Source organism: Facklamia sp. P12955 (assembly GCF_050409565.1).
Classification (GTDB): Bacteria; Bacillota; Bacilli; order Lactobacillales; family Aerococcaceae; genus Facklamia.
The window spans coordinates 1-26,060 of sequence record NZ_JBNUPF010000011.1; the positions used below are offsets into that span (position 1 = coordinate 1).

Below are 26,060 nucleotides of genomic sequence, written 5' to 3' on the forward strand. Positions count from 1 at the left end.
TTTCTTTTTATTATATATCAAAAAGCCCTCTAAATCACCATAGGTTGGTGATTTAGAGGACTTTGTCTACAGTCTGTACCACCCTTTGGGTGGTTTTTTTGTTTCACGTGAAACATTAAGTAATTAATTAGTAGATAGAACATTTCACTTAAATATGATAAAATAAGTGATATTAATACTACGAGGTGTACTGTGTTTAAAAAAATAAAACTAAAAGAATTTTTTGATTACTTCCATTCGCTTCAAATTTCTTGGCAGATTTATTCTATTTTATTAATTTATATAGTTTTAATTGGAGTAGCCTTTAAATTAGAGTGGCGTATAGGTGTATTATTACTAATTTTTCTTAGTATCATCATTCTATTTTTTACCTTTAATATTAAAGGTTTTATTAAGGATTTAACGAAGATGGCGAGTCATATGTCAGAAAATGCTTCTTTAGCGCAAGAATATGCCCTATATAATGCTCCAATAGGAGTAATACTCTATGATCAAGAAGAAAGAGTAACGTGGACTAACCCAGCTATTAAGAAGATTTTTGAACAGGATATTATTGGTGAAAAAATTGAAAAAGTGGATGGGAAATTGACACAAATTCTTGGACAAAGTAATATGAGTCAATGGCAAGAAGTGTCTTTAACTAATGGGTATTACCGAGCCTTACATCATCATGAATATAAAGCACTTTATCTTTATGACATTACACAAGATATCGAAATTCAAAAAGTAATCGGTGAATCCATTCTAGTAATGGGATCTTTATTATTAGATGATTTTGATGATCTCATTTATGCGATGGATGATGAAGCAAGTGCAAAATTTGAATCTGATTTAATCAGTCGTCTTAATCGCTGGGCAGATCATTATCAAATTTACTTAAAGCAAACTGATGAAGATCAGTTTCTACTTTTGTTGAATGAGAGTTCTTTAAATGAACTCGAAAAAGAAAAGTTTGAATCCATTGAAGCTATTAAAGAGTATTATACCAGTCGAAAAATTCCTATATCGCTTTCTCTCGCTTTTTCTTATAGTCGAAATACTCAACAAAATATAATTGAAGTTTCTAAGCAGGTTAAATCCAACCTAGACTTAGCACTAGGTCGTGGCGGAGACCAAGTTGTCATTCGTGAAATAGAAGGAAAAGCAAGGTTCTATGGCGCAAAGACTAGTTTTACAGAAAACCGTTCGGATATACGCAGTAAAATGTTTTTCCAGGCGCTTAAAAGTACGGTATTAACTTATGATCGAATTTTAATTAGTGGACATCAGTCACCAGACTTAGATTCAATTGGTTCAGCCTTAGCTGTCAGACAAATTGTAAAATCTTTTGATCGCCAAGCCAAAATTCTGATTGATAGAGATGAACTCAACCAAGATATAAAAGGGATTATTAATAATGAGTACTTCGAGAAGTCTGATGAAGAAGTTTTCATTGAAGAAGCAGATTTAGATAACTACTTAAATGAAAAAACTTTACTAATTTTGGTAGACCATCATCGAGCGATGATTTCACAAGCTGAGTCAATCTTTTTTGACTACGATATTGTTATCATTGATCACCATCGCCAGGCAGAAGAATTCCCCAAAAATTGTGTGCTAAGTTATTTAGAACCTTCGGCTTCATCAGCGGTCGAATTACTCACGGAATACTTTAGTGTGATGGATGAAAAGGAAAATGCAATTGATGAAATGCTTGCAACAGTTATGCTAGCTGGTATAATTATTGATACCAATCAATTTTCTTTAAGGACCGGGTCGAGAACTTTTGAAGCAGCGGCATATTTAAAGTCTATGGGTGCAGATAATATAAAAATTAAGCATCTGTTAAAAGAAAGTTTAGAAAGCATTAAAATTAAAAATCGCTTGATTGAGAATACTGAAATAATCGATAAGGTCTTTGCGGTAACAGTAACGGATGAAGATATAGTAGTGGACAATGTCTTAGCTTCTCAAACAGCTGATGATTTGTTAGGAATTGATCAAATTGAAGCTTCATTTGTTATTTATAAACGCCATGAGAACGAAATAGGTATTTCAGCTAGAAGCTTGGGTAAAATAAATGTCCAAGTTATTATGGAAAAGCTTGGAGGTGGAGGTCATTTATCTAACGCAGCAACACAGATAAAAGACCAAACAATCCAAGAAGTAGAAGAACAATTAATTAAGGTAATTAATGTTAAGGAGGACTAAAAATGAAAGTCATTTTGTTAGAAGATGTTCGTAAGCAAGGTAAAAAGGGTCAGATTATAAATGTTTCAGATGGTTATGCTAATAATTACTTAATTAAAAATGGTTTAGCAAAAGTAGCTGATGCTAAAGCAATGAGTGAATTCAAAGCACAAAAGAAAGCTCAAGCAAAGTTGGAAGCGGAAGCATTGCAAGAGGCAAAAGATTTAAAAGTACAAATTGAAAAAGAAGAAACCATCGTTATCATTTCAGCTAAATCAGGTGAAGATGGTCGTTTATTTGGAACCATCCCTTCTAAACAAATAGCACAAGAATTAAAGAAACAATACGACATAGAAGTAGATAAACGTAAAATTGAGTTAGAAAATAACCTTTCATCCTTAGGTTTCCACAATGTTCCGGTTAAATTGCACACCGAAGTAATAGCAACTATTCGTGTAAAAGTCGAAGCAGTTTAGATAAAATATAAAGAGGTGAGACGATGGATATTTCGCAAATGAATCAGATGCAAGCACCTCAAAATATTGAAGCAGAAAGATCTGTCTTAGGTGGTCTTTTATTAGATCCAAAGAAATTAGCAACTGTTCAAACACTTTTACAAGAGCAGGACTTTTATAAAGTAGCCCATCAGCAAATTTTTGCAGCTATGGAGAGAGTTTTTGATCGCGATAATACCTTAGACCATTTGATGTTAAAGAATCAATTAGATGCTTTGGATCAACTAGAAAATGTCGGAGGCTATGAATATATTGTTGAACTAACAGGTTTCACTCCGACCACTGCTAATATTGAAAATTATGCCAGAATTGTTAAAGAAAAATCTATATTGCGACAACTCATTCATGCATCATCGAAAATTTCTCAAGTTGCTTATGATGAAGAACATGCAATAGAAGAGATCATCGATCAAAGTGAAAAGTTAATTTTATCAATAGGAGAAGGCTCTCAGAGTAATAGACCTCAAATGATGAGGCAATTGATAGCCGAGGCTTTTGATAATATCGTAAAATTAGCAGAGGAAAAACGTGATGTTGTTGGTCTTCCTACTGGTTATCATGAGCTGGACAAATTAACTAGTGGTTTTCAACCCGATCAGTTAGTTATTATTGCCGCTAGACCTTCTGTTGGTAAAACAGCATTTGCCTTAAATATAGCACAGAATGTCGCAACTAAATCTAAGGTTCCAGTTGTAATTTTCTCCTTAGAGATGGGTGCATTAGACATGGTATATCGGATGATTTGTGCAGAAGGAAGTATACATGCATCGAATCTACGAACAGGGCAATTGACGGATGATGAATGGAAAAGTTTCACGGTAGCAACTGATATATTAAGAGAAGCTCCTATTTATATTGATGACTCAGCTGGTATACGCGTTTCAGAAATTAGGGCTAAGTGTCGTCGTCTAAAACAAGAAAATCCTGATTTAGGTTTAATCGTCATTGACTATTTACAACTTATTGATGGAAATGGAAGAGAAAACCGCCAACAAGAAGTCTCAGAAATTTCGCGTCAGTTAAAGAAACTTTCTAAGGAATTATCGGTTCCAGTAATTGCCTTATCACAACTTTCTCGTGGTCTGGAACAAAGGCAAAATAAGCGACCTATTTTAAGTGATATTCGCGAGTCGGGTTCAATTGAACAAGATGCAGATATTGTTGCTTTTCTTTACCGTGAGGATTATCACCAGCAAAATGGTGATGCAGACGAAGGACACAAGGACGATTTACCAGATAATACGGTAGAAGTAATTATTGCTAAAAATAGAGCAGGTGCAAGAGATACTGTCAAACTACTTTTTAAAAAAGAGTATAATAAGTTTTCAAGTTTATCCTATCAAAAAGAACCTTTTACTGTATAATATAGTAAAAGGTTCTTTTGTTATTTGACAAAGAGTAGTGATTTGAAAGATAGAATACGAGGAGATAATATGGAAGAATATTTAACAGCCCAGGAATTTGCTGATGAATTAGAAGTTACTCGACAATTGATCTATTATCATGCAAAAAAGATTCCTAATGAGGAGAAAGTGTATAATGAAGAAAACAGATTGGTTTTTACAAAAGAACAGCAAAAGCTATTAAAATCTTTTATGACAGATACATTTGACACTCAAATAGAAGAAACAGTCAAAGCCAAAGCCGAAAATAAAAATGAAGTGACAAAAGAAAAAAGTCAGAATTATGAAGAAAGTATAAAAGATAAACCAGGTGAGGAAAATACTGAATCCCTAGATCATTTGACAGAACTCAAGCGTGATTTTTCTTATGATCCTGAACTGGCGAAGCAAATCTCATTTGTACTTGAAAATGAACGTGACTCAAAAAACGAAAAGTCAAGTGAAAACGAAGAAGTAAAAGAAAAAGGCTCTTCAAATACTATAAAAAAAAATCTGATGTCAGATGATACGGATCTAAAAAAACAGCAACAAGCTATTAGAACTTATATTGAAAAGACTGTCAAAGAACAACTGAAAGAAAAATGGTTGAAGGATGAAAAAGAAAGAAATGTTCTTATTAATGAACTAAAAGAAAAAAATAAACAAATTAATGATTTACTGCAATTAGTCGACCAGCAACAGCAGCTAATGCTCTTGACAGAAAAGAAGAATAATCATTTAATAGAGACTATTGAACATCTGGGAATAGAAGATAAAGTAGCTCAATCGATGAAAGTCTCTTCGGATGAAGATGATGAACAAAACGAATCAATTAAGTCAAAGTCATGGTTGCAAAGGTTATTTAGCTAATTTTATTCGCAGTAAGAAATTTAGGAGGATTTTATGAATTTAGAGGAAGTAGTGATTGTTTCAGCAAATCGAACAGCTATAGGAAGATTTGGCGGCAGTTTGAAAGATGTTTCGGCAGTGGAAATGACTAGTCAGTTACTCAAAAGGATGCTTGATAATATCACTCTCGATCCTTCTTTAGTTGATGAAGTTTTCATGGGAAATGTCTTGTCCGCAGGTTTAGGTCAAAACGTTGCTCGTCAAATAGCTATTCAATCTGGTATTAGTTTCAAAACACCTGCTACAACTATCAATCAAGTTTGCGGATCCGGAATGAAAGCTGTTATGTTAGCTAGCCAGTCTATTATGACAGGTGAAAATGAAATTGTGGTGGCGGGGGGTTGTGAAAATATGAGTCAAGCCCCTCATATTCTTTCCAATCATCGCTGGGGCTCCAAGCTAGGCAATGATAGGGTAGTGGATACTTTAGTTTTTGATGGTTTGACTGATGCTTTTGAAGGTTATCACATGGGAGTAACCGCTGAAAACTTGGCTGAAAAATATCAAATCAGTCGCGAAGAACAAGATGAATTTGCGTTAAGCAGTCAAAAGAAAGCTGAAAAAGCTTATTCTTCTGGTCGGTTTAAGCAAGAAATTATTCCTATTGTCCAAATGAAGCGTGGTCAAGAAGTTGTTTTTGAAGAGGATGAAAATATTCGCATGGGACAAACTCTTGCCGACTTAGAAAAATTGAAACCAGTATTTAAAGAGAATGGGACTGTGACTGCAGGCAATTCCTCAACTATTAATGATGGTGCTGCTGTCTTACTCCTAATGTCTAAGCGTAAAGCGAAAGAGTTAGGACTAGAAATAATGGCTAGTATTCGTTCAATAGGTAAAGCAGGCGTTGAACCCTCTTTAATGGGAACAGGACCTATTCCAGCTACTCAAAATGCTTTAAATAATGTCGGTTTAACCATTGAAGATATGGATTTAATCGAAGGAAATGAAGCATTCGCAGTTCAATCTTTAGTAGTCAATCGAGCATTAGGAATTAAGGACGAAATCATTAATGTTAATGGAGGAGCTATTGCTTTAGGGCATCCAATTGGCTGTAGTGGAGCGAGAATTCTTGTCACCCTGATTCACGAAATGAAGATACGTAATGTGGAAAGAGGATTAGCGACCTTATGTATAGGTGGCGGACAAGGAAATGCTGTCATAATAGAAAGAACGCGAGCATAATTTTACAAAAAATAAAGGGGCTGGGACAAAAGCCTTGAATAATTAAAGAAAGTCCGGTCAACGAGACAATCGTTAATCGGACTTTTTCTTTAAAAATATAAACAAAGAAAGCTTTTATTGTTGTAATAGTAGTAATCACAAAACCATTGTGGAGGGTTTTCTACGTAGCAACAGTATACTATGAATTAAAATTGCTTGTCACTGAAAATGGATTGTTTATTCCCTGAAAATCATAGTGTTTAGGTGAATTCATGAGATAGTCGAACAGATTCAACCTGAGATTCAGCAGGTCATGTCTTTCGATCAAGCTGATACCTTCCTGGAAGCCCTTGTTACGATTGAGAAGCGTTTGTAAACGGAAAAGAAAAAGCAAAGTTAGATTTTACTCGCCACCCCCTTTGTGATAAAGATAAGGTGAAGATCGAAGTCAAGCTGATATTTGTGGTCAATAATCTACGTAAATACGCAAAGTAGCGAGCCTAGATTGGAAAGTGACTTTCCAATCTAGGCTCGCTGAAAATTTTGAGGCGGCTGAGAAGCCCTTTTGTTCCAGCCGCTTTAATTTATTCATAGGGTTCAACATGAATGTCGATATCTTTAATTTGAAATTGATCTTGTAAGATAGCTTCGATTTCTTCTGTAATACAATGTGATTGATAGACGGACATACTCGGATCTAAAGCAATGGTAACATCTAAATAGATCTGTTGTGTAGCCATTCTTGCGCGAATGGAATTAATAGCAATCACATCAGGGTGGGAGAGAATACATTTTTCATAAATTAATAATGTTTCAGGGTCAAATCCATCTGATAAAGTAAAAGTCGATTCTTTAAAGACTTCAAAGGCAGACAGTATAATAATAATGCCCACTGTAATTGAAAGAAACGTATCGATAATAGGAAAGCCCCAGCTGACACATAAACTTCCGATAAGAGTTGCTATTGAAATAAGTAAGTCACCTTGCATATCCTTAGCAGTAGCTTTTAAACCGACAGAATTTGATTGGGTGGCTAATTTTTTTAAATAGGACTTCGTTAAAGTCAGAATTACGATTGAAAGAAGTGTAGTAAGAAGAACTTGTTGGCTTGTTTGTGAATAGTCTTTGGAAAAAAGTTGACTCATTCCTGAAAGAATTACTTGAAAGCCAATTGTGAACATTAGCAAAGAGACAATGAAACTGGATATAATTTCGTATTTTTCATGTCCAAATTTATGGTTATGATCAGCAGGCTTCTTTGCTAAATATAATCCAATCCACACAGCAGAAGAGGCAATAATGTCTGATAAGTTATTCAGACCATCAGCTTGTAAAGAATTTGCTTTAAAGATTGAAGCGGTAGTTAACTTGATTGTTGTCAGTAATAAATAAACTGTAATTCCAATCACTGCACCTTTGGAAGCGAGTTTGTAATTATTCATAAAGATTGAAAACTCCTAACGGTTTATTTCTATGAAATTAAATTTAATCATTATAAAAAGACCAGTAGTTTAATCCTTCATCTAGCAAAATTTGCTCATTAATGGGCTGGAAACTATACATTTTTTCAGGATTATCATTGGGATCATTGACATAGACATAGCCAGGTTCATAGCCACGAATTACGATAATGTGACCTACATCGGTAAAGAAACCAGGTTTGACAGATGCAATCACCACTTGGCCTTTTTGGACAGCTTCCATAGCAGAGTAAAAATTATTACCATGATTATAAAAATTAAATCCATGATCGGTTGCATAATCTGAAAATATAGTCCAGGAGGTACCCTCATTTTCGAAAAAATAATCGTGACCGGACCATTCAAGCACTTCTTCTGGCTCAACTAATCGGTTGGATAGATAAGAATATACCATGGCTAAAGATACGATTGCACAACCATTGTCACCTAAAGTATCTTGTTGACTAGCGCCATAATCGATGTCTGAATAAAGGGGTGACTTTTGTAAAATTAATGGAACATCCATTTGTAAATAAGAGTTTTTACTAGCGAAGGAAGGCTGATCAGGGAGAAAGAGGGTTCCTTCTCTTTCAATACTCATCTGGTTCTCATTGATGGCTTGTACAATATCTTGTTGAGCACTCATAATATTTCCTTGATAATCTGTTCTTATAATATCAGCAATCGATTCTTGAACATCTTGAATGGAAGCTGTTTTGGAACCATATTTATTTAATTCAAGGGCCAGCATTTTTTCTTCTTCTGTAGCTGTTTCTTCATTAATGGTTTCATTTTTTACACTCGGTAATTTTTTTTTAATTAGTGCTTGATTGGATGTTGTAACTTTCTCTGGACTGGTATTTTCTTTTGTAGAAAGATGGTTTAAGTAGAAAGTTAAGCTTAGACTTAATAGGATGGTTATAAGGGATAAGAAGGCTGCAAGACGATTTATTTTGTCTTGAAATGAATGCATGGTTTTCCTCCTCAATGGAGCATTACTCCGTAAATTCTTGTTTATGATAGCATAAATTATAAGGGAAACCTATCGAAAAACAAAACTAAAAAATTTGTAATCATATCGCAATTAGGTAAATTTAAATTCTAAATGAGAATCTCTAAGAGCTTATTTGTGACTATTTTTAAGTCCTGTGTTTTAATGGAAGAGTATATAAAGGAGAGAGTACAGTGGAAAAAATAACTTATTGATGCAGTATTTTGAATGGTATCTGCCTAATGAAGGAAAACATTGGATAAACTTACAAAATGATGTAGATCACTTGTATGAAATAGGTGTGGATCATATCTGGCTTCCTCCTTTTTGTAAAGCCACTTCTATTAATGATGTGGGGTATGGAGTCTATGATCTTTGGGATTTGGGCGAGTTTGATCAAGCAGGAAATGTGCGCACTAAGTATGGTAAAAAGGAAGACTTATTGAAGGCTATTCAATTACTCAAACAAAAAGATATTCTACCAATTGCTGATCTTGTGATTAATCATAAGGCTTATGCAGATGGTAAAGAAAAATTTCATGTGATGAAAGTGAATCCTGAAAACCGTCAAGAAATGATTTCTGATCCTTATGAAATTGAAGGTTGGACCCATTTCTATTTTCCAGGTAGAGCGAATAAATACTCAGATTTTGAATGGCACTGGTACCATTTTAGTGGCATTGATTATGATGCGACTAATAATGAAGAGGGTGTTTATTTAATTTTAGGCGACGAAAAAGGTTGGGCTGATGATCAATCGGTAGATAGTACCTATGGTAATTATGACTATCTGATGTTTGCTGATATTGATTTTTCTCATCCTGAAGTAAACGAACATATCAAACAGTGGTTAAAATGGATGGTGAATGAAACGGGAGTTAAAGGTTTACGCTTCGATGCATTAAAACATATTGATTCTCACTATATAAAAGAACTCTGTGAAGAAATTAATTTTACACAAGGTGATGATTTTTATTTAATTGGTGAATATTGGAATCCTGATCTTGAAAAAAAATTAGATTATTTAGAATCGATTAATTATCAGTTAGATCTCTTTGATGTAGGCTTACATATGAATTTATACCAAGCCAGTCAAGCGGGTAATCAGTATGATTTAAGTAAAATTTTTGCAGGAAGCTTAGTTAAGGACAATCCATTAGTCAGTGTAACATTTGTTAATAATCACGACACACAACTAGGACAATCTCTTGAGTCTCAAGTCGAAGAATGGTTTATACAACATGCCTATGCTTTAATTCTTTTGCGTCAGCAAGGACTTCCTACTCTCTTTTATGGCGATTATTATGGAGTACAAAATGGAGAGAAGTCCCCATCCTATCAAGAGCAAATCGATCCTTTACTACACTTGCGAAAATATCATACTTACGGAGAGCAAGTGGATTACTTTGACCATCGAAATACCGTAGGCTGGACTTGTCTAGGAACACAAGAACATCCCTATGGGATAGCAGTAGTGATGACTAATAGTGAGGCAGGTTTTAAAGAGATGAGTATGGGTGAATTGAATGCAGGAGCTATTTATGTTGATTATCTAAATAATCACTCAGGCAAAGTAGAATTAAATGAGCAAGGAAAAGGATTTTTCCCAGTTAATCAAGCCTCAGTATCTGTTTGGATTGATGAAAAAGCTATATGGGACTAGTGAAATAAGATAAATTTAAAACTATTAAAGATAGATATATCTAAAAGAATCACGTATAATATTATTAAGCGTTTTCATATAAACGGCTTATTTAGCATGGGAATGAAAGGATGTGAATAAAATGGAAAAGAAAAATCGGGGCTTTGAAGTTATCCGTTCGTATAAGGATAAAGCGATTCGAATTCCTCAACGGCAAACCAAGTACTCAGCTGGCTATGACATTGAAGCTGCCGAAACGGTTGTACTTCCTTCCTTTTGGAAACAGTCTGTTTATTATTTAATACATAATACCTTTTTAATGATTAAGGGTCAGGAAACCATGAAGGAAGATGACTTATGGCAGGCTACTTTAGTTCCAACGGGTTTAAAGGCCTACATGATGGAAAACGAATATTTGAAGATTGTTAATCGCTCGTCGGGAAGTTATAAGTACCAAACAACCCTACCTAATGGTATTGGTATTATTGATCAAGATTATTATAATAATGAAAAAAATGAAGGACATATATATATTCAACTTATTAATTATGGCTTGAAGGATCGAACCATTCATAAGGGTGAAAGGATTGCTCAAGGAATTTTTTCTAAATTTCTACAAGTAGATGACGATCAAGTAGTTAATAGTGATCGACAGGGTGGTTTTGGGTCATCTGGTTAAGGGAGGGATTGAATGGCAAAAAATAAGGTAATGTATGAGTGTTTAGCTTGTGGCTATGAGTCACCTAAGTGGTTAGGAAAATGTCCAAATTGTGGCAGTTGGAATCAAATGGAAGAACAATTGGTCCCTACAACCACTACTTCAACTACTTTGACTCATACATCACAATCAATGGTCGGCAAAGCCACTCAATTGGATCAAATTCCAAGTCAAGTTGAAGAAAGAATTAATACAAAAATGGGAGAGTTCGATCGAGTATTAGGCGGGGGAATTGTTCCAGGTGGTTTAGTTTTAATTGGAGGCGATCCTGGAATTGGGAAATCGACTTTATTACTTCAGGTATCCATTCGCTTGGCTAATTTGAAACAGCGGGTCCTTTATGTTTCTGGTGAAGAAAGTTTAACCCAAATTAAACTCAGAGCTGAAAGACTGGCATTAAGTGGTAAAGATTTTTATTTATTATCTGATACGGACTTGGGTAATATTGTGACTCAAATTCAAGAAGTGAATCCTGAAATCGTAGTCATCGATTCTATTCAAACGATGGCATCACCAGACAATCAAGGCTTAGTGGGATCTGTTTCTCAGTTACGGGCAGCGACTAATATTTTGATGCGAATAGCCAAAGACCATAAAATTGCTATTTTTATAGTTGGCCATGTAACTAAAGAAGGCAATATAGCGGGACCTAGAATGTTGGAACATATGGTAGATGCGGTTTTATACTTTGAAGGTGAAAAACATAATCGCTTCAGAATCTTAAGGGCTGTAAAAAACCGATACGGATCTACCAATGAGATTGGCGTCTTTGAAATGATTGATACAGGTTTAGTAGAAGTAACCAACCCCTCAGAGTTATTCTTAGAGGAGAGGATAGAAGGTGCTACCGGATCCACAGTTGTTGCTGCCATGGAAGGGACGCGAACGGTATTAGCTGAAATCCAATCATTAATGACTCCGACGGTGTTTGGTAACGCCAAACGCACCGCATCAGGAATAGAGTACCAACGTATATCGCTCTTATTAGCAGTCATGGAGAAACATTGTGGTCTTTTAGTTCAAAACCAAGATGCTTTTTTTAAAACGACTGGAGGGGTTCGCTTAGATGAACCCGCCATTGATTTAGCCATAGCTGTAAGCATTGCTTCTAGCTATTGGAATCGAGAAGTGAGAGTAGATGATGTCTTTATTGGTGAGATTGGTCTAACTGGAGAAATTAGAAGAGTCAATCAGATTGAAGAACGAATTAAGGAAGCAAGTAAATTAGGCTTTAAGCGTGTTTTTATCCCTTATAATAATCAATCGCATCTAAAACAACTGGACCTATCGATTGAAGTCATCCCAGTTAAAACGATCAAACAAGCTATTTCAATCGTTTTTCCTAAATAATTGAAAATTCTTACAAAGGAGGTGAAAAAATGATAAAAAAAATGACGATTAGTGTATCAATGATTGTTGGCTTAAGTTTTGGCTATACTTTAGGAGCAGAAATTTGGCGTAGTCTTCGCTTATACCATCAATTATTAATCAATCCTTTTGTGAATAGTATGATTTTCGGACTTATTTTTATGTTATTAGGTATTTTACTTGCGCCGCTTTTTGAACAATTAATTCATAAATTACTATCTATTTTGGAAAAGCAGTCAACGCCAAATCTGTTATTCGGTGCTTTAGGCATTTTATTAGGACTATTAATCGGTTATTTACTTTCGTTGCCGATTGGGTCTTTAGATATCCCTTTCTTATCGAGTACAATGCCGCTTGTTCTGACTGTTTTAGGGGGAATGATTGGTTATCAAATGATGATCAATCGCCGAGATGAAGTCTTACATCTCTTTACAAAATCTGGCCAAAAACTACAATCTGCTTCTTTTGAATTGAATAAAAAACCTAAACAAAGCGAAGTCAAAGCAGGTCAAAGATTGAAGATATTAGACACTAGTGTAATTATTGATGGAAGAATAGCAGAAGTGGTTCAAACAGGCTTTATAGAAGGAAGTTTATTAGTTCCAAAATTTGTCTTATCTGAATTGCAACATATTGCAGATGCTTCTGATTCTTTAAAAAGGGCAAAAGGTAGACGTGGGTTAGATATTCTAAACCTTTTACAAAAGTCTTCCAAAATAAATATTGATTTTTTTGAAGGAGACTATGCGGATATCGAAGAAGTTGATGCGAAATTAGTAAGGCTAGCTAAAGATTTAAATGCGATCTTGGTAACCAATGATTACAATTTAAATAAAGTTTCAGAATTTCAAAATGTTCCTGTCTTGAACATTAATGAGTTAGCCAATGCGGTAAAACCAGAAGTGTTACCTGGTGAGGAAATGCAAGTTCAAATTATAAAAGCAGGAACCGAACGCCGCCAAGGGGTGGCCTATCTTGATGATGGCACCATGGTAGTGGTTGAGGATGGCCAAAATTATATTAATAAGCATTTAAATGTAGTAGTTACTTCATCTTTGCAAACAGCTGCTGGTAGAATGATTTTTGCTAAAATTTTTGAAAATTAAGAGCATTTGAATCTCATTAGATGAAGGAGTACAATAGCTTTTGTAGACTAGATGGAATTAAAGGAGAAATACAATGAGCGATAAAATTCGTGTGCGTTATGCACCAAGCCCTACGGGCGATTTACACATTGGGAATGCGAGAACAGCTTTGTTTAATTATCTATATGCACGTTCACAAGATGGAACGTTTATCATTCGGACAGAAGATACAGATACAAAACGTAATCTAGAACATGGTGAACAAAGCCAATTAGACAATCTAACTTGGCTAGGTATTGATTGGGACGAATCCCCGGTTAATCCTGGTGAATATGGTCCTTACAGACAATCAGAGCGTTTGCATATCTATCAACCCTTGATTGATGACTTATTAGCTCGTGACTTGGCTTATAAATGCTATATGACTGAAGAAGAGTTAGAAGCAGAAAGAGAAGAACAAAAGGCTCGTGGAGAAATGCCTCATTATGGGGGAAAACATGCCCACTTAACCAAGGAAGAACAAGAAACTTTTGAAGCTGAGGGCCGTCAGCCTGTTGTTCGTTTTAGAGTACCAGCAAATGTTACTTATCAATTTGATGATATAGTAAAAGGGCCTGTAAGCTTTGAATCGAAAAATATTTCAGGCGATTGGGTAATTCAAAAGAGAGACGGTATGCCTACTTATAACTTTGCTGTAACTGTGGATGATCATATGATGAAGATCACTCATGTTTTACGTGGAGATGACCATATTGCGAACACCCCTAAACAAATGATGATTTATGATGCTTTTGATTGGGAATATCCAGAATTTGGTCATATGACATTAATTATTAATGCCGAAACTAATAAAAAGTTATCTAAACGTGATGGTGGAATCCTACAATTTATTGAGCAATACCGTAACTTAGGTTATTTACCAGAGGCTTTGTTTAACTTTATTGCCTTATTAGGTTGGTCACCAAAAGGTGAAGAAGAAATCTTCTCGCCACAAGAGTTAGTGGAACAATTTGACCCAGAACGTCTATCAACTTCTCCTGCTTCATTTGATAAGAAGAAATTAGAATGGATTAACAACACTTACATGAAAGCAGCAGATCTTGAGACAGTGGTAGACTATGCATTACCTCATTTACAAAAAGCAGGAAAAGTAAGTGCTGATCCTAATGCAGAAGAATTAGCCTGGGTTAAAAAGCTAGTTAGCTTATACCATGAGCAAATTTCTTATGGTGCTGAGATTGTTGAAGCATCTAGCTTATTCTTCAATGATAAGTTAGAGCTGAGTGAGGAAGCAAAAGAAATTATGCAAGCTGAGAGTGCTTCAACAGTCGTTCAAGCTATGCAAAGCAAATTACAGGCTTTGTCAGATGAAGATTTTGTAGCTAGCAATATCAAACCATTGACTAAGGAAATTCAAAAGGAAACTGGTATTAAAGGGAAAACCCTCTTTATGCCAATCCGAATTGCGGTTTCTGGTCAAATGCATGGTCCAGAATTGCCGGATATGATTGAAGTACTAGGCAAGAAAAAAGCCTTAGACCATATTCAGCAAGTTTTATCGCTTTAGTGAATACAAAGTGGAAACCGATGGTTTCCACTTTTGTTTGAGAGCTTTTTCTTGAGCTTTAAATAATGGAATGTCATAATAAATATGCACAAATTTGAAGGAGGCTACTTATGTATTTCGTAGATAATGAAAATAACTATGATGCGAGTGTCAATATTGCTTTGGAAACTTATTTAGTAGAGAATCGCTTAGTCGATGAGCCAATTTTACTTTTCTACATTAATGAACCTTCGATTATTATTGGCCGTAATCAAAACACTTTTGAAGAAATTAATCAAGCTTATGTTGATGAACATAATATTCGAGTAGTTCGCCGTATGTCAGGTGGGGGAGCCGTTTACCATGATTTAGGAAACTTCTCATTCTGCTTTATCAAAGATGATGATGGAACATTTAGAGATTTTAAAGCATTTACTCAACCCGTCATTGATGCTTTACATAAGATGGGAGCCACTTCAGCTGAATTGTTAGGCCGAAATGATTTACTAGTAGATGGCAAGAAGTTCTCTGGTAATGCAATGTATGCTAAACGTGGGCGTATGACAGCTCATGGAACGATTTTATTCGATTCTGATTTAGACGAAGTCAATAATGCATTAAAACCAAACAAAGCAAAGTTTGAATCTAAAGGTGTCAAGTCAGTACGCTCACGGGTGACAAACTTAAAGCCTTACGTGGATGATAAGTATAAAGAGTTAACTACTGAGCAATTCAGAGACCTTGTCTTATTAGAAATCTTTAATGTTGAAAAACGCGAAGATGTTAAAGAATATCATTTGACAAAAGAAGACTGGGAAAAGGTTTATCAAATTCGTGAAGAGCGTTTTGGTAATTGGGATTGGAACTACGGTCACTCACCAAAATTTGATATTCAAGCCTCTCACAAATTCCCTTTCGGTTTTGTAGATATGCGCTTCAACATTAAAGATGCCATGATTACCGATACCAAAATTTATGGTGATTTCTTTGGACTTGGTGAAATTGAAGATGTAGAAAATGCTATAACTGGCGTTAAATTTGAACGTCAAAGTATTTTAAAGGCCCTAGAAAATATGGATCTTAAAAAATATTTAGGAAATGTTGAAGCAGAAGAGCTTGTTGAAATGATTTTCTCATAAAAGTGCAATAAATTATTGGCCGGAAATATTTCCGGCTTTTTTAATTCTTTATGGACTCATTAAATGCCAATATATTTATTCGAAAGTAAGTGCTAGTAATGATATAATAAGCCTCAAGTTTAATGATAGAAAGAGGGTTCATAAGATGGCTATTCAATTATTTAATACCTTAACACGTCAAAAGGAAAACTTTATTCCCCTAGAAGAAGGAAAAGTGAGCTTTTATCTTTGTGGGCCAACAGTATATAACTATATTCATATTGGTAATGCACGTTCTGCTGTTGCTTTTGATACTATTCGTCGTTATTTAGAGTATCGCGGTTATGAAGTGAATTTTGTCAGTAACTTTACTGATGTGGATGATAAAATTATTAAGGCAGCTGAAAAGGAAGGATTAACAGCCAAAGAGCTTTCTGATAAGTATATTGCTGCCTATAAAGAAGATATGCGTGCGATTAATGTTAAGCCCGCCAGCAATAACCCGCGTGTTATGGAAAACATCCCAGAAATCATTGATTTTATTAAAGTTTTAATCGATAAGGGCTATGCTTATGAAAGCCAAGGAGACGTCTATTATCGGACAGCTAAATTTGAGAAGTATGGCCAATTATCGGACCAGTCTATCAGCGATTTGCGTGATGGCGCTAGTCAACGAATTACTGATGAAGAGAGTGAAAAAAAGGAAAATGCGATTGATTTTGCTTTATGGAAGGCAGCTGGAAAAAGTGCGGTTTCTTGGGAATCGCCATGGAGTAAAGGTAGACCCGGATGGCATATTGAGTGCTCGGTAATGGCTACGAAATACTTGGGTGAAACGATTGATATTCATGGGGGTGGTCAAGACTTACAGTTTCCTCATCATGAAAATGAAATCGCTCAGTCCGAAGCCCATTCTGATTATTCTCATCCATTTGCTAAATATTGGTTACATAATGGGTTTGTAACTATGGGATCCAATGGAGAGAAAATGTCGAAATCATTAGGTAATTTTGTGCTTCTAAGGGATATTATTAAAGAATACGATCCAATGGTTATACGCTATCTTTTAGCTAGTGTGCAATACCGTCGTCCTATCCGTTATGATGCTAATGCCATCGCTACTGCAAGTCGTGAAGTTGAACGTTTGAAAGAACTGATGGATCGCTTAGCCTATCGAATGGATCATTTAGGAAGTGGACAAGCTAGTCTTGATAGAGAACAGGAAGTAAGAGAAGCAATCAAAGAAGGCCTGGATGCTTTTAATCAAGCGATGGAAGATGACTTCAATACGGCTAATGCTTTATCAGCTATTTTTGAAATGAGTAAGCAAATTCATCGCTATCTTGATCAAGAAGCTGTGGCGCTTCAATTGTTAAAAGAAATCAATCAATTGATGTATCAACTTTTAGGGATCTTCGGTTTGGAATTAAATTCGACAGAAGTCCTTGATAGCGAAATTGAAAATTTAATTGAGGAAAGAAATCAAGCGCGTAAAGAGAAAAACTTTCAAAGAGCGGATGAAATTCGTGATTGGTTGAAAGAGCAAAATATTTTATTAGATGATACTCCGCAAGGAACAAGGTGGAAAAGAGGATAAAAGTGACAAATGAAAATACACCAGATAAGTATTCTTTGCTAAATGGCGCAGCCTTAGCCTATGTAGGAGATGCTGTTTTTGAAGTAGAGATACGCAAGCATGTGATTGAATTAGGAAAAACGCATCCCAATAAATTGCACAAAGCCGCCATCAAATATGTTTCGGCTAAGGGGCAAGCGAAAGTGATGCATCATTGGATTCAGCAAGATGATTTCTTAACAGCTGAAGAAATTCAAATCTATAAACGTGGGCGCAATCATAAGGCCAATACAAAAGCTAAAAATGCTTCGATCGGTGATTACCGTCAAGCTAGCGGATTTGAGGCATTATTGGGTTGGCTTAAATTAAGTGGACAAGAAGAGCGTTGCTATCATTTAATTGAACTAGCGATTCAATATATTAATGAAGAAGGAGCCTAATAATGAGAAAGAAAAATCATACAGCGGATTTTCATAAGAAAAAACGCTCCAATATAAATTCTTTCAAAGAGCCTTTGGTAGACTCAAAAGCTTTTGAAAATAGTGAATCGATCTACGGTAAACATGCTGTTCAAGCTTATTTAGAAACAAAAAAGCAAGTTAATAAATTATTTATTCAAATAGGGATTGCAGGAGAAGTAATATCTAGTATAATAAAAATGGCTAAAATTAAAGGAATTGTATTCCAGGAAGTGCCAAAGTCGAAGCTAGATGAAATGGTTGATGGTGAAAATCATCAAGGTGTTGTTCTAACTATTCCTCCTTTTGATTACGCTGAACTAGAAGATGCTCTTCAGTTAGCAGCTTCAAGAGGAGAGGATCCTTTTATTCTTATTTTAGATGGGATTGTCGATCCACATAACTTGGGCTCTATTCTAAGAACGGCAGACGCTACAGGCGTTCATGGGGTGATTATCCCTAAAAGACGTTCAGTTGGATTAACCAATGTAGTTGCAAAAATATCTACTGGAGCCATTGAACATGTTCCAGTGATCCGAGTAGCTAACATTAAACAGGTTATGGATCAGTTAAAAGAAAAGGGAATATGGATCTTTGCGACGGATATGGCTGGAGAAGATATGCGTCAGTGGGATTCACATGGACCAATTGCATTAGTAATTGGTAATGAAGGTCAAGGGGTTTCTGAACTTGTAAAAAAATCAGCAGATGGAATCGTTACTATTCCGATGGTTGGGCATGTGCAAAGTCTGAATGCATCTGTTGCAAGTGCAGTCTTGATGTATGAAGTAGCACGCCACCGTATTGGAAAGTAGGGATTATCATGCGATATAAACGTCAGGAAATTTTATTTGTTGACGGTTATAACATGATTGGTGCATGGCCAGAACTTACCCAACTTAAAAAAATGGACCAGTTAAATCAAGCGCGCGATCAATTATTATTTGAGCTTTCAGAATATCGAAAATACCGAGACCTCAAAATTATCGTTGTCTTTGATGCACAATTTGTTCCCGGAATAACACAAATTTATGAACACTATCAAGTCGAAGTTGTTTTTACACAAGAAGGGGAAACAGCTGATTCCTATATTGAAAGAGAAGTAGCTCATTGGATTTCTCCTCTTAATCGTGTGGTAGTTGCGACAAGCGATATGGCAGAGCAATGGCTAATTTTTCAAAAAGGTGCCATGCGAATGTCTGCTAATGAGCTTTATATGCAGTTACAATTTAATAAAAGACAAGTTCGACAAACAGTTGAAGACCACTATTCACAGTTAATCAGGCGGCGGAGCCCTTGGAAGCTTGACCAATTGAAGCTATTAGATGATCTAAGATTTCGCTTAGATGATGACAAGAATGAATAATGGAGAGATGAAATGAACGAGTTTGACCATTTGACCAATGAAATGTTGATTATGCGCTTGAAAGAAAATATCGCTGATGAGTTTTCATTTATGTTACTAGTTGAACGTTTTATTCCCCTCTTAAAAAAATTTGCTTATCAAATGCCAGTGGATGGCTATGAACCAGAAGACATTATTCAAGAAGGAGTTATCCTGATGTATCGGGTAATTCAACATTATGATCCTGCTTATGGTGGTTATTTTGCCCCTTATTTTCAAAGATCATTGTATAATTACCTGATTAATTTACTCCGTCGCAATTCCAAAGAAGCTCAAACCATTCGCTTTGGAATGGACGCTGAACGCGATCAGCTTGAAATTGGTGATAGTATTAGTCATAAGAGCTTAAGCTATGACTATCAATTAGCAACTACTCCCGAATTACAAGTTATTGTCAATGAAGAAAAAGAACGTTATCTTGCTAAGCTAAGTCTTTTTGAAAGACAGATTATCTTCTGTTATAGTGATTTATCAATGAAACCAAGAGAAATTGCTGAGTATTTAGGTATTGATAAAAATCGAGTCAAAAATGCTTTGAGACGAGCAAAAGATAAGTTAAGAGATATTATCGCTGAGTAGAAACTACTAATAATTTATCCAAGAATTAGTCGAAAATAGACCGATTCTTGGCTTTTTTATTAGGAATCTGAGTCTTTACTTGTGCAATCTACTTATGATATACTACGGTCTGTTCTTTATGAACACTATGATTCTTCGGTGGATCAAGCCACCCTCAGTCCTTTGGTCATAGTAATTACTAGAGCCTGCTCTATAAAGGAGACTAATATGAAAAAAAAATATACTACTAATGATTTAACGCGAATAGCATTAGTTGCTGCTTGCTACATTGTGTTGACTTTGATAATTTCCCCTCTTTCCTTTGGATTGGGAATTCGTATCAGTGAGGGATTGAATTTTTTAGCCCTTTATAATAAACGTTATATTTTAGGAGTTACTTTAGGCGTTTTTATTGTCAATTATTTTTCTTACGGTATTTGGGATATGATCATTGGCTCGCTCACTAGCTTTATTTTTTTACATTTAGCTTGCTTTATCATTGAAAAACTATTTCCTTTAATTGATAGTAAGAAAGATGAAATTAATAAGTCGCTGTTTTTCAAATATTTAATTATTGGCCTATCCATGACTATATCGATGGTTAATATTGCCTTGTTAGTTGTTTTTTTAGGAGCTCCTTGGGAAACTTTTATAACCCGACTTGTAAGTATGATGGTTAGTGAAGGCTTATCTCTATTGGTTGGAGGAATAATTATCTATTTTATCAGTGAGCGAATCGATTTAAGACGTTAAGTGATAGATTATTAGAAGCAATCATCAATTTATATTTCAAAAACGGTCAAGAAATATTAGCTTTTTTAAAATGAAAATTGAAAAGAATTAATTTACAAGCAAACATTTGAATGCTAAAATAATGGCAGTTAAATAATCGTAAAGTAAAGGGGAGCCTTGAAGCTGAGAGTGGACTTGTTCCAGACCCTTGAACCTGATCACGGTCAAACGTGCGTAGGAATTACTTTGAAATAGGGACTTTATGCCTTTTCTCTTTACTTTGCAAAAATGTAAGGAGTTTTTTTATGGGAAAGAATAAAAATGTTTTACTTCTAGTAGAAGCAGCTATTTTTGCTGCTATCGCAGTGGTCCTGTCTTTATTACCGACAAATTTCGGTGCTTCATTAACGATTTCTTTAGGCATGGTACCATTGACAATTTTATCCTTAAAACGAGGATTTAAATGGGGGCTGTTTTGCGGCTTTCTATGGGGTTTGCTACATTTCCCCCTAGGGAATGTATATTTTTTAAGCGTTAGTCAGGTATTAATTGAATACCTCCTTGCTTTTGCTTTTGGTGGTTTTGCGGGCTTAATGTCTGAGCGTTTTTATCAGTCTGAAAATAAAGCTTGGCCTTTAATTTTAGCAACTTTCATTGGAACATTTGCACGTTTCTTCTGGCACTTTGTCGCTGGCTATATTTATTGGGGATCTTATGCACCTGAAGGGATGTCACCCTTAGTCTTCTCATTTATCATGAATGGAGCGAGTGCCTTATTAACATCTTTTGCTTCGGCAATCATTCTAATCCTAGTCTATCAAGCAGCCCCTCGTTTATTCGATCGTAAGCTATATAGATAATAAGTTTATATTTAAAGTAGTGAATATTTCTCCACTACTTTTTTTGTGCACATTTTTAAATTAAATTTAAACCAATCACAATAAAAAGTTAAATAAAAGCATTTATACTAACGTTTCAATTTATATTTTCACAATACCTTTTAATCTTCATTTAATGTGAAATATCAAAAAGTTATGTTATAATGCTCTTATGACTTGTGGCAGAAAGGTGGTGATTGGTTGTGATCGAATTATTTGATGTTGCTAAACATTACTATTTGAATAATAAACAAGTTAAAGCGGTTGATGGTGTTTCCCTAACGATCCAAAATAAGGAAATTTTTGGTTTGGTAGGAGAAAGTGGTGCTGGAAAATCGACTCTTTTAAGGTTTATTAATCTTTTAGAAAAACCAGATAAAGGAAAGGTATTAATTGATGGACAAGATCTATTGCAACTCAGCAAGGAAGAACTGCGACTCCATCGTAAGTCTGTAGGTATGATTTTTCAGCATTTTAATTTATTGAATAATAAAACAGTTGGTGAAAATATCACCTTACCCCTTAAATTGTTTAAATATTCAAATGCCCTGTCTCTTGATTCTGTTCTTGATTTTGTTGGTCTAGCTGATAAAAAAGATCAATATCCTGGTCAGTTGTCGGGGGGGCAAAAACAAAGAGTTGGTATTGCAAGAGCGTTAATTACTAAACCAAAAATTTTGCTTTGTGATGAGCCGACCTCTGCTTTGGATGTCATGCGAACGAATGAAATTGTTCAAATATTAAAAGCAGCACATCAACAATTCGACATGACAATTATAGTGGTGACCCATGAATTGGGTTTTGTAAGGCAACTTTGCGACAGAGTGGCAATTATGGAAAAAGGTGGTTTACTAGATATAGTTGATAATTTGACCGACCGTGACCAAGAACTAGTAGGAAGTTATTATGATAAAGTGAAGGAGGTCCTAAGCTAAGATGTTGGAAGAAATAATAGTGCGCGTCATTGAATATTGGCCAAAATTATGGGAAAGTCTTCAAGAAACAAGTATTATGCTTTTTTTCTCCTCAGCAGCAGCTATTTTGTTAGGTCTTCCTTTAGGTACTCTTTTATTTTTGACTAGTCCGGGTCAGCGAATGGGTAAAGCAAGAAAGGATTATTTTTTGAATTCTAGCTTAAACCTATTTGTAAATATTGTTCGTTCTTTTCCTTTTTTGTTACTTGTTGTCGCAATGCAACCCCTTATTCGAATGGTTTATGGGCGAGCAACTGGCGATCCGATTGCAGCATCCTTTCCGATGATGTTGATTGCCATTGCCCTTTATGCTCGCTTCGTGGAACAGTCTTTGCATGACATTCCTAAAGGCGTGGTGGAATTAGCTGATTCCCTTGGAGCGAATACTTGGGAGTTAGTCACTCAATTTCTATTTGTTGAAGCACGGTCATCTTTAATTATTGGATTTACCACTGCTTTTGTATCCTTTCTATCTTATTCGACCATTATGGGGGTAGTTGGCGGCGGTGGGATAGGAGATTTTGCTATCCGATATGGTTACCAGAGGTATGAAACGGATATCATGTATTTTGCGATTATTCTAATCATAATCATTGTTCAAATTCTACAATGGTTAGGTTTAAAAATTGCGCGTAAGTTAGATAAGAGATAATAGGAGGAATTAGATGTTTAATAAAAATTTATTTAAGAGCTTTGTTACTTTTGCATCAGTGTCACTAGCTTTAAGCGGTCTACTATCCGTTTCGGCACAAGAAGATAATGTATTAAAGATTGCTTCTCATATGCCACCGATGACTGATATCGTTGAAATTGCAGCGGATGTAATTGAAGAGCCTTACTCTATTGAATTAGTAGAGGTTTCTGATAATATTCAATACAATGAAGCAGTGTTTAATGACGAAGCTTTTGGAAGTTTTGCACAACACCTTCCATTTATGGAAATGTTCAATGAAGAGCGTGAAGCAGATTTAGTAGCCATTCAACCAGTATATAACGCTGTTGTTGGGTTCTATTCACCTGTTTATGAGTCAATGGAAGATATCGAAGAGGGCGCAGAAGTGGCTATTCCTTCAGATCCAACAAATGAGGCACGTGCATTATTCGTCCTTGAACAAAATGACTTAATTGAATTAGATGATGAAGCAGGCCTTTTCCCGACAGTAGATGACATTACTGAAAATCCTTATAACTTCGAGTTTACAAGTATTGACTTATTAAACTTAACAGGTGCTTATGAGGATGGCGTTGAATTAGTTTTCAACTACCCAACTTATATTGCTTCAATTGATTTAAAACCTGAAGATGCTTTGTTCTTAGAAAAAGATGATGAAAATACTTTTGCTATTATTCTTTCAGTTCGTGAAGGAAATAAAGATAGTGAAGCAGCTAAGGCATTACAAAAAGCTTTCTCATCTCCTGAAGTACGTGAATTTGTCGATAAATTAGCGGAAGAAGGACACTTAGAACCAGCTTTTGATTCTAAAGACAATGAAGACAATGAAGACGATGAAGACGATCAGAATGAAGAAGCATCTGATGATCAAGATGATTCTTCAGAAGAAGCAGAATAATAGAAAAAGTAAAAGCTGGCTAATGGCCAGCTTTTTTGATTGTATAAATGAATTCGTTTACTTAATTTTTATTAGAAATTCCTCTTGAAATCCTCATGCAATTTTAATAAAATAAATCTACTTTATTTTCTGGAGGGATTAGTATGAAGAAGAAAGATCTATTAGCTATTGGTTTTATGTTATTTGCCATGTTTTTTGGAGCAGGTAACTTAATCTTTCCAGTTGCTCTCGGCCACGAAGCAGGTCAGAGTTTATTACCAGCTATTTTAGGTTTCATCATTACCGGCGTCGGGTTGCCATTATTGTCGATGATTGTTGGCTCAAGTTTAAAAGGCGGTTATTTTAATGCTTTGAGTAAAATTAACTCTGTCTTTGCGATTGTTTTATTAACTTGTAACTATTTAATCATAGGGCCCTTGTTTGCTATTCCGCGGACGGCCACAACTACTTATGAGATGTCCGCTCTTCCATATATATCTAACGCTAATGGGATTACTTTAGCCCTATTTACCTTCGTCTTTTTTGGCCTTGTTTTGTGGATTTCATTAAATAAGAATTCGATAGTTGATGCGATTGGCAAGTGGCTGACGCCAGCTTTGTTAATTTCCTTAGTCATTTTTCTAGTAAGATCCTATTTCCTTTATCGAACAAATGAACCTTCTGCTCCGATGAAAATAGCATATCAAAACAATCCTTTGGCTGAAGGTTTTGTTAAGGGTTATGCTACTATGGACACACTTGCCACATTAGCCTTTGCTATTGTTGTTAAAAGTGCTTTTGAAACAAAAGGTGTCTTTGATCAAAAAACACTATTAAAAGAAGGAAGCAAGGCTTCATTAATTGCAGCAAGCTTATTGGGACTTTTCTACTTTGGTCTAGCATGGGTTGGTAATCATATTAGTCTAACAGGGGCTCTGCCTGAAGGTCAAAATCTTGGAACTTTTCTATTACAGACTATAGCAAATAATGCTATGGGGCAATCCGGTGTTGCTTTGTTAGGAATTATTGTCTTTTTAGCTTGTTTAACCACCGCTTGTGGCCTAGTAGCAGCAATTAGTCAGTTTTTTCATGATCTATACCCTAAGATTTCCTATCAAAATCATGTTATCATAATGACTGCTGTGTCATGGTTAATGGCCAATCAAGGATTGGATCAAATTATAGCGACTAGTGGTCCTGTTTTAGAGATAATTTATCCTGTCACTATGTCTCTTATTTTTCTTGTCATCTTACATAAAGTGCGACCACTTAACAGAATGCAATTTTTATTACCTCTACTGTTCGTCTTATTAGTTAGCTTTTTTTCTGTTCTATTGAACGCTAAAGTCATCGAGTGGAAGTGGCTTGTAGATATGCCCCTAGTAAAAATTGGCTTTGCATGGATTCCAACTCTCGTCCTTGGAACTTTAGTCAGTGTTATTTTTGTCGACCGTTCCCAAAGCTTAGACTTTACTGTCTAAAGAAATTAAAGCATTTGCCTAATAAAATTTTTAATAATTTATTTTCAAATTAACATTTCAATAAAGTGATAAAAAAATGCTGGACTTAGATCCAGTATTTTTTTATTGAATTTTTTGATCTAGAGAATGCACAATCTATAATTACTTAATTCATTGAAATAAAGTCGTTCTTATCCAATAAAGATTGTGAAGAAAATCAAAGAAAAGAAACTATTTAAATGAATAATATGCTCAACAAAAAAATGAAGGTCGTTCATATTTATTTATTCACAATATAAATAAAATATTAACCAAAAATTAACTAAAAAATTTCACTAAATAAATCAATAAATTTTTTGATAGTTACTCATATTATATTTTAGAGCAAAATAAAAATTTTAA

At 35.1% G+C, this 26,060-nt stretch carries 24 protein-coding genes and 1 riboswitch; of the genes, 22 read left to right on the forward strand and 2 right to left on the reverse strand.

Annotated features, from left to right (window positions below):
* Window positions 1-192 precede the first annotated feature (192 nt).
* From ACQV2G_RS04270 to ACQV2G_RS04290, 5 genes are all read left to right on the forward strand, one after another.
* Entirely contained in the window at window positions 193-2,190 is a 1,998-nt protein-coding gene (locus tag ACQV2G_RS04270; RefSeq protein ID WP_428873051.1) for a DHH family phosphoesterase, read from the forward strand.
* A gap of 2 nt (window positions 2,191-2,192) precedes the next feature.
* Window positions 2,193-2,645, forward strand: a complete 453-nt coding sequence (gene rplI, locus ACQV2G_RS04275; protein WP_428873052.1) for a 50S ribosomal protein L9 — start codon at window positions 2,193-2,195, stop codon at window positions 2,643-2,645.
* A 23-nt stretch (window positions 2,646-2,668) separates the two neighbouring features.
* Window positions 2,669-4,048: a replicative DNA helicase gene (dnaB, locus tag ACQV2G_RS04280; RefSeq protein ID WP_428876220.1), complete on the forward strand. Its 1,380-nt coding sequence runs from the start codon at window positions 2,669-2,671 to the stop codon at window positions 4,046-4,048.
* A gap of 69 nt (window positions 4,049-4,117) precedes the next feature.
* Window positions 4,118-4,936 carry a hypothetical protein gene (locus ACQV2G_RS04285; protein WP_428875072.1) on the forward strand — a complete coding sequence of 273 codons (819 nt, stop codon included), beginning with the start codon at window positions 4,118-4,120 and terminating at the stop codon, window positions 4,934-4,936.
* A gap of 33 nt (window positions 4,937-4,969) precedes the next feature.
* Window positions 4,970-6,160: an acetyl-CoA C-acetyltransferase gene (locus ACQV2G_RS04290; RefSeq protein WP_428876221.1), complete on the forward strand. Its 1,191-nt coding sequence runs from the start codon at window positions 4,970-4,972 to the stop codon at window positions 6,158-6,160.
* A gap of 563 nt (window positions 6,161-6,723) precedes the next feature.
* Here the strand turns inward: ACQV2G_RS04290 and ACQV2G_RS04295 are convergent.
* Complete coding sequence (locus ACQV2G_RS04295) at window positions 6,724-7,581, reverse strand: cation diffusion facilitator family transporter (RefSeq protein WP_428873056.1); 858 nt, start codon at window positions 7,579-7,581, stop codon at window positions 6,724-6,726.
* A 43-nt stretch (window positions 7,582-7,624) separates the two neighbouring features.
* On the reverse strand, window positions 7,625-8,572 hold the full coding sequence (locus ACQV2G_RS04300) for a C39 family peptidase (RefSeq protein WP_428876222.1): 948 nt from the start codon (window positions 8,570-8,572) through the stop codon (window positions 7,625-7,627).
* A gap of 229 nt (window positions 8,573-8,801) precedes the next feature.
* Here ACQV2G_RS04300 and ACQV2G_RS04305 point away from each other — a divergent pair, with 229 nt between their 5' ends.
* The 17 genes from ACQV2G_RS04305 (at window position 8,802) to brnQ (ending at window position 25,679) form a co-directional block, all read left to right on the forward strand.
* Window positions 8,802-10,253: an alpha-amylase gene (locus ACQV2G_RS04305; protein ID WP_428876223.1), complete on the forward strand. Its 1,452-nt coding sequence runs from the start codon at window positions 8,802-8,804 to the stop codon at window positions 10,251-10,253.
* A gap of 121 nt (window positions 10,254-10,374) precedes the next feature.
* A complete protein-coding gene (locus tag ACQV2G_RS04310) occupies window positions 10,375-10,911 on the forward strand; it encodes a dUTP diphosphatase (protein ID WP_428876224.1) in 537 nt (178 codons plus the stop codon).
* 12 nt (window positions 10,912-10,923) lie between these two features.
* On the forward strand, window positions 10,924-12,300 hold the full coding sequence (gene radA, locus ACQV2G_RS04315) for a DNA repair protein RadA (protein ID WP_428873060.1): 1,377 nt from the start codon (window positions 10,924-10,926) through the stop codon (window positions 12,298-12,300).
* 29 nt (window positions 12,301-12,329) lie between these two features.
* On the forward strand, window positions 12,330-13,424 hold the full coding sequence (locus ACQV2G_RS04320; protein ID WP_428873061.1) for a PIN/TRAM domain-containing protein: 1,095 nt from the start codon (window positions 12,330-12,332) through the stop codon (window positions 13,422-13,424).
* A 73-nt stretch (window positions 13,425-13,497) separates the two neighbouring features.
* Window positions 13,498-14,970: a glutamate--tRNA ligase gene (gene gltX, locus ACQV2G_RS04325; RefSeq protein WP_428873062.1), complete on the forward strand. Its 1,473-nt coding sequence runs from the start codon at window positions 13,498-13,500 to the stop codon at window positions 14,968-14,970.
* A 110-nt stretch (window positions 14,971-15,080) separates the two neighbouring features.
* Window positions 15,081-16,088: a lipoate--protein ligase gene (locus ACQV2G_RS04330; protein ID WP_428873063.1), complete on the forward strand. Its 1,008-nt coding sequence runs from the start codon at window positions 15,081-15,083 to the stop codon at window positions 16,086-16,088.
* Between the two features lie 145 nt (window positions 16,089-16,233).
* Window positions 16,234-17,664: a cysteine--tRNA ligase gene (gene cysS, locus ACQV2G_RS04335; protein ID WP_428876225.1), complete on the forward strand. Its 1,431-nt coding sequence runs from the start codon at window positions 16,234-16,236 to the stop codon at window positions 17,662-17,664.
* 2 nt (window positions 17,665-17,666) lie between these two features.
* Window positions 17,667-18,083 carry a Mini-ribonuclease 3 gene (locus tag ACQV2G_RS04340; protein ID WP_428876226.1) on the forward strand — a complete coding sequence of 139 codons (417 nt, stop codon included), beginning with the start codon at window positions 17,667-17,669 and terminating at the stop codon, window positions 18,081-18,083.
* A gap of 2 nt (window positions 18,084-18,085) precedes the next feature.
* Window positions 18,086-18,916 carry a 23S rRNA (guanosine(2251)-2'-O)-methyltransferase RlmB gene (rlmB, locus tag ACQV2G_RS04345; protein WP_428873066.1) on the forward strand — a complete coding sequence of 277 codons (831 nt, stop codon included), beginning with the start codon at window positions 18,086-18,088 and terminating at the stop codon, window positions 18,914-18,916.
* Window positions 18,917-18,924: 8 nt separating this feature from the next.
* Window positions 18,925-19,467 carry an NYN domain-containing protein gene (locus tag ACQV2G_RS04350; RefSeq protein ID WP_428873067.1) on the forward strand — a complete coding sequence of 181 codons (543 nt, stop codon included), beginning with the start codon at window positions 18,925-18,927 and terminating at the stop codon, window positions 19,465-19,467.
* Between the two features lie 12 nt (window positions 19,468-19,479).
* Window positions 19,480-20,085: a sigma-70 family RNA polymerase sigma factor gene (locus ACQV2G_RS04355; protein ID WP_428873068.1), complete on the forward strand. Its 606-nt coding sequence runs from the start codon at window positions 19,480-19,482 to the stop codon at window positions 20,083-20,085.
* Window positions 20,086-20,292: 207 nt separating this feature from the next.
* Window positions 20,293-20,817 carry a QueT transporter family protein gene (locus tag ACQV2G_RS04360; protein ID WP_428876227.1) on the forward strand — a complete coding sequence of 175 codons (525 nt, stop codon included), beginning with the start codon at window positions 20,293-20,295 and terminating at the stop codon, window positions 20,815-20,817.
* Window positions 20,818-20,954: 137 nt separating this feature from the next.
* Window positions 20,955-21,054, forward strand: a riboswitch (TPP riboswitch).
* Between the two features lie 47 nt (window positions 21,055-21,101).
* Window positions 21,102-21,656, forward strand: coding sequence for an energy-coupled thiamine transporter ThiT (thiT, locus tag ACQV2G_RS04365; RefSeq protein ID WP_428876228.1), 555 nt, complete (start codon window positions 21,102-21,104; stop codon window positions 21,654-21,656).
* Between the two features lie 221 nt (window positions 21,657-21,877).
* Entirely contained in the window at window positions 21,878-22,609 is a 732-nt protein-coding gene (locus ACQV2G_RS04370) for a methionine ABC transporter ATP-binding protein (RefSeq protein WP_428876229.1), read from the forward strand.
* A gap of 1 nt (window position 22,610) precedes the next feature.
* Window positions 22,611-23,300, forward strand: a complete 690-nt coding sequence (locus tag ACQV2G_RS04375; protein ID WP_428873072.1) for a methionine ABC transporter permease — start codon at window positions 22,611-22,613, stop codon at window positions 23,298-23,300.
* A gap of 13 nt (window positions 23,301-23,313) precedes the next feature.
* A complete protein-coding gene (locus tag ACQV2G_RS04380) occupies window positions 23,314-24,219 on the forward strand; it encodes a MetQ/NlpA family ABC transporter substrate-binding protein (RefSeq protein ID WP_428876230.1) in 906 nt (301 codons plus the stop codon).
* A 143-nt stretch (window positions 24,220-24,362) separates the two neighbouring features.
* Entirely contained in the window at window positions 24,363-25,679 is a 1,317-nt protein-coding gene (gene brnQ / locus ACQV2G_RS04385) for a branched-chain amino acid transport system II carrier protein (RefSeq protein WP_428876231.1), read from the forward strand.
* Window positions 25,680-26,060: the final 381 nt, after the last annotated feature.